This is a genomic window from Gemmatimonadota bacterium (genome assembly GCA_026706345.1).
In the GTDB taxonomy this organism is placed as follows: Bacteria; JAAXHH01; JAAXHH01; order JAAXHH01; family JAAXHH01; genus JAAXHH01.
On record JAPOYX010000131.1, the window covers coordinates 1 to 2,257 of the forward strand.

2 protein-coding genes are annotated in these 2,257 nt (G+C 61.1%); both read right to left on the bottom strand.

Annotated elements, in window-relative coordinates:
* Positions 1-1,441, bottom strand: a 1,441-nt coding sequence (locus OXG98_08495) for a hypothetical protein (protein MCY3772044.1), incomplete at its 3' end; no start/stop codon positions are given.
* 87 nt (positions 1,442-1,528) lie between these two features.
* Positions 1,529-2,257 (bottom strand): fumarylacetoacetate hydrolase family protein (locus OXG98_08500; GenBank protein ID MCY3772045.1); only part of this gene is annotated, 729 nt, incomplete at its 5' end.

Below are 2,257 nucleotides of genomic sequence, written 5' to 3' on the forward strand. Positions count from 1 at the left end.
GCCGATCGGTCATCTCCTGGTTCCAGCCCTGATGGGCGGCAAATCCGGACAGGAGGGCATCAACCTTCGGATAGGCATCGACGTTCAAGATGGTCTTGAGGCGTTGGCGACGTGACCCGGTCAGCTCGACGAACAGCGTCAGGAACATCACCGTGAAGCCGCCGACAGTCATCCCGTTCCTGAGCAGTTCGCTCCACGACCCCTGGAAGTATTCCGGGAAGATCCAATCAAGCTGAAACGCACTCCCAATCCAGAACGCGAGACCCACTATGACGCCCTTTCGATAGTCGAGACCGTCCTGAAAGAGGATGCGCATCCCCATGACAAAGAAGATGGCCATCAGCACAATGAAATAGGCCGCCACCACCTGACCCGGTATGGCCACCACGGCAGCAACACATTTCGGCAGGAAGGCCAGCACAACGAAAATGACGCCCACGCACACGCCGACAAAACGGGCCGCCACTCTGGTGATTTCGGCGACCGAGATACTCGCCGTATACGTCGCGTTGGGCACCGTGCCGGCGAACCCGGAGAGCAGATTGCCCAGGCCGTCGGCAGTGAGCGCACCCTGAATCGAGCGGAAGTCGACAGCGCGCGGTCTCCGCCACGAGACCCGCTGGATCGCAATCGTGTCGCCGATCGTATCGAGCGCGCCAATGAGCGTTACCAGCACGAACGCCGGCAGCAGAGCCCAGAAGGCCGGACCGAAGCTGAGGTCGAGTCCAGGCCACGCGGTTGCGGGCAAGCCGACCCAGGCCGCCTCGGAGATACGCCCGGTTTCATAGATGCCGAAAACCAGACCACCGACCGCGCTGCCCGCGCCTATCCCGATGACCGGAGCCCAGAGCCGCCACGCGCTAGAGTTATGGAGCGCCATCACAAGCGTGACCACCAGGGTCACACCAGCGGTCACGGGCGCGGCCGCTGGCGACGCACTCGCCGGCACGTCGGTCAGCTTGCCCAGGACGAGCGGGCCGATGGTCACCGGAATCAGCATCAGCACGGTACCGGCCACCGTTGGCGTGAAAATTCGCCGGAATAATGACAGCTTGGTCGCAAGCGCGAACTGGAAGAGAGAGGCAATAACGATCAGGCTCGCCATCAGTCCCGGTCCACCCTGCTCCAGCGCTGCCACGCAGACGGCAATGAAGGCGCCGGAGCTTCCCATGAGCAGAATATAGCCCGCACCAATACGCCCGACACGGACGGACTGAATTATCGTGGTCGTCCCACTGATCACGAGCGCGGCGAATACCGCCCATGACAGATAGACCTCACTCCCGCCGGCAATTCTGATCATCATGACCGGCGTCAGCACGATGCCGGCAACGGCGAGTATGGCATACTGGAACCCAAGCCCAATGGAAAGTGCGAGCGGGGGACGCTCATCGGGCTCGTAGCGAATGTCCTGGTGGGTGGCTGTGGGCCGATCCGCCATCGTTCACTTTCTGCGTGGTTGGGTCCTAGGGTCTCTTGAGTCTTGACCCAACAAACCCTGGGACCCTATAGACTCAAGAGACGCTTTTCAGCCGGCCACGACCGGGTTCTCCAAAACCCCAATCCCCTCTACTTCAATCCGGACCGTATCGCCGGCCTTGAGAAAGCGCGGCGGCTCGCGATAGGCCCCCACGCCCGAGGGGGTTCCGGTGGTGATCACATCGCCCGGTTCCAGGGGAAAGATGTGCGACAGATACTCGATCAAATACGGAATCTGAAAAATCAGATGTTTCGTGTTGGAGTGCTGCATTTCCTGCCCGCTCACCACGGTCCGAATGTCCAATAGGTGGGGGTCGGGAATTTCGTCTCGGGTGACAATGACCGGCCCCAGCGGTGCAAACGTCTCAAACGACTTGCCGGGCGTATGGCCGCTCCGGCGCTGATAGTCGCGTGCGCTCACGTCATTACAAATCGTGTAACCGGCAACATAGTTGAGAGCGTCCTGGGCTGAAACCGCTCTGGCCAAGGTGCCGATCACAACCGCCAACTCGCCTTCAAAATCAACCATCTGACTCACCGGCGGGAGGTGAATCGCCTCGCCCCTGCCGATCGTCACCGGCACGGTCTTGGCAAAAATCAGCGGATAGTCCGGTTTCTTCCTGCCGCCTTCCGCGGCATGGTCGGCATAGTTCAGTCCGATCCCAAGGATTTTTCCCGGTCTCGCGATAGGGGCTTTGAGTTGGACATCGGCCAGTGGAATCGGACGGTCGGCACCGGTGGCTTCCTGCGCCTGAGCCAGCACGGTCGCTCCGCCTTG